Raw genomic sequence first — 2,965 nt, forward strand, 5'->3', positions numbered from 1 at the left:
AGTGGAACAAGAAAAAAGGATCGTCGAAGCAATCCTTTTCTTAAACTCTCGCACCCATTACTTTAAGTACATTCCTTCACAATTTAGTTCAAACGGACACTCAAGTCTTTTTATAATCAAAAAAAAGGAAAAGTATATTCATTTGAAGCAAAAGATAAAGAACATCTTTTTTTCATAAAACCTTACCATTACTAATATTATAAACAGTACTCTAATTTAAAAGGGGGTTCCATTTTATGAGTAAAGTTCAAAGTGATAGAGAAAATTATGAAAGAAAAAGATCTCAAAAAGAAGAGCAGTCTAACAAAAAAACAAATTCTGAAGAATCAGTACAAACACATGTTCATGAATTTTTGGCAAGTACCAAATTAGCTGAAGAAGGAGAGGACAGACATAATCATCGTTTTGCAGGGGTTACAAGTGAAGTAATTCCAAAGGGTGATAGTCATGTACATGTAATATTAACTAATACCGACTTTTTAGATCATCATCATGAGGTAGGAATACAAACAGGTCCTGCTATCCCAGTTGGCAATGGGAAACATGTACACTTTGTCAATGGAATCACTACCCTAGATGATGGACATGTCCATGAGCTTGAATTTGCTACTTTAATTGAAAAGCCTCTTGTATAAGGGGAAAGGGTTACCTTTAAGGAGGACAAGGGTGAGCACCTACTAGTGTTTCACCTTTTCTATTCCTCTACAATTGTGTTTCAGTAATTAAATTTTGGGATTTTGAGCTAACCTCTCTTAATGGAAACCTAGTTTAATAGATAGAACCTAATAATTCACGGCTTTTGCTTACCTTATCCAATCTTTCCTTCGTAGTACCCGTTACATAACTTATGACTCCTATTATGACGACAACGATAGAATTAGAAACCTCTATCTAGGACAACAGTAAACCTAAACAAATAGCTAATAAAAGAATAATAATTACATTAAGGGCAGCCTATTAATTTTACTAAAAGGGCTTTAATATCCTACAATTTTTATTTGTTCGTTTTGCCATACTCCTTCACCCATTTCTGTAATTATCCGTATTGCTTGGCATTACTCTATATTTTATTTCTAAAAATAATTATTTATTTAACCAATTATGTTCCAATTTATTGAACAAACCTACTCCATTAGTTCAACGAGAAAAAGCTACCTTAATGACAGCTCTGATCTTCAACTCTAGCACCCGTTAGTTGAAGAAGAAGTACACAATATCCTCGTATTACGACATTGTTGTTCTTCATCTTACAGGTTCAATTTCAAATATCGTACTCCCATTCTCAATGCATAATTTTCTCCATCTGTTTAACATCTTTATGTCAATTTTTGTGGCTAAATTTACTTTGTAATTTTCAAGCAGAGCTATATAATTAAGGTATTAGACGAGAGGAGAATAAAAATGAAACAAGTTGCTCTCCATCAATGGCATAAAGATCATAATAAACGAATAGCAGAATTTCATAAGAACCACGAAATGAAAATACAACGTGGTGAAAATGGAAACGGTTTGTTGGCTAAATGGGAAAGATTTTTTTATAACAATGTCATTTCCCTCTTAAAAAATAAAATACTTATTAATTGAACTGTCTTCATAGTACAGTTCTTTTTTTTTCGCAATTTGAGACAAAAATACGCATTAAACGTTTTTTCGTTGTTCCACTAAACTCCCTTTAGTGAAACAAGAAAAAGAGCCGCAGCTACGACTCTTTGTTTCGTTCAATCACCTCGTTAGCTTAAGAAGCAACTTAGAATAGGAGGTAACAACATTAATATTATTGAAATGGAAATAAGCACTTTTGATACTTTTGCGGAGAGCTTTTCTCGTCCTCTACCTGTATACCATCCACTAAACTGAAATTTATTCCTATACAGTACAAAAAATAAAATAAGAATCGCCATTAGTCCCATCCAGCCATAGGTGTCTATGTTTGTTCCTAATTGTGAGTACACATAATTTATAAAGGTACTTATAATTCCTCCGATAAATACAAATAAAAACACTATTCGTATTAACTCCAACAGTACCTTCATCAGTGCCACTCTCCACTTTATCATTTATCTTATATTTTACCATACATTTCCAAGGTTTTGTTCAACTAACCTGATCCGTAAGCACAATTAGAAAAAAAAATCGCCGCAGCGATCTCGATCTTTAACTCTTTTAGATTTAGCCTTTACGGATAGTGTTTTCCATAGTTTTTGTATTAGCTTAAATATCCAATAAAAGAAGAAAAAGTTAAATACTAATCCTAATGAGCTTATGGTTAAATTCCATCCCTCCAAATAATCAAACCCATCAGCGGGAAAACCAAAGATATAACTCCCCTCCTGATTAACTCGATAACCAATTGTAGGAAGGAAAGTGAAAATAATAGTTGCTAAAAGACTTAATAAAGATAACCTTTTTTTATGTCTGTTTATTTTGCCATTGAGACATTTTCGTGTTGTCTCATTTTTTCAACCATATATCGAATTAATTCTTTATTAGTGGATAGGATTTTCGTGAATAATCGGTCTATTTCTTTTGGCTTTCCATTGGATATTACATAATCAATCTGGTCGTAATAATCTTGAATTTGTTGTTTAGTTAATGAATCATCATTATATAGATCCTCTTCTTCAATCTCTTCAACAAGACCATTAATAAACTCCTCAAAATTATTTGCTAGTTTTATTTCCTGGATCTCATCCACATCTATAAAAATAACGGAAGGTTCTTTTTTCCTTGTATTTCGATAATCTAAACAAATAAACATAGGTACTGATGTGGATATGATGAGTAACTTTTTACTGCGAATTCCCCATTCTTTTCGTAAGTAATTATTATCTAGTAGACCTGGATCTTCTCCTATTCCGAATAAAAAGTCTATATGTACAGAGTTGTTTGCCCAACTATTGGGGATAGGCGTAGGAAAGTATTTCTTCTTTAAATAAAATCCATTCCTTTTTGTCAACAAATTAAT

At 32.2% G+C, this 2,965-nt stretch carries 3 protein-coding genes; 2 read left to right on the plus strand and 1 reads right to left on the minus strand.

Translation table 11 applies throughout. From position 1 onward, the window contains the following. Positions 1 to 236 precede the first annotated feature (236 nt). Together V7137_RS29975 and V7137_RS29980 are read left to right on the plus strand one after the other, a co-directional pair. On the plus strand, positions 237 to 635 hold the full coding sequence (locus tag V7137_RS29975) for a YmaF family protein (RefSeq protein ID WP_335701444.1): 399 nt from the start codon (positions 237 to 239) through the stop codon (positions 633 to 635). Between the two features lie 766 nt (positions 636 to 1,401). Beyond that, positions 1,402 to 1,584: a hypothetical protein gene (locus tag V7137_RS29980; protein ID WP_335701445.1), complete on the plus strand. Its 183-nt coding sequence runs from the start codon at positions 1,402 to 1,404 to the stop codon at positions 1,582 to 1,584. Positions 1,585 to 2,419: 835 nt separating this feature from the next. Here V7137_RS29980 and V7137_RS29985 read toward each other — a convergent pair. Then, the coding region (locus V7137_RS29985; RefSeq protein WP_335701446.1) for an SMI1/KNR4 family protein at positions 2,420 to 2,965 on the minus strand (546 nt) is incomplete at its 5' end.

Source organism: Neobacillus drentensis (assembly GCF_036962765.1).
GTDB classification, from domain to species: Bacteria; Bacillota; Bacilli; order Bacillales; family Cytobacillaceae; genus Neobacillus; species Neobacillus drentensis_C.

Coding starts and splice junctions, on each gene's coding strand:
- V7137_RS29975 (WP_335701444.1), top strand. CDS start 237: ATGAGTAAAGTTCAAAGTGATAGAGAAAATTATGAAAGAAAAAGATCT.
- V7137_RS29980 (WP_335701445.1), top strand. CDS start 1,402: ATGAAACAAGTTGCTCTCCATCAATGGCATAAAGATCATAATAAACGA.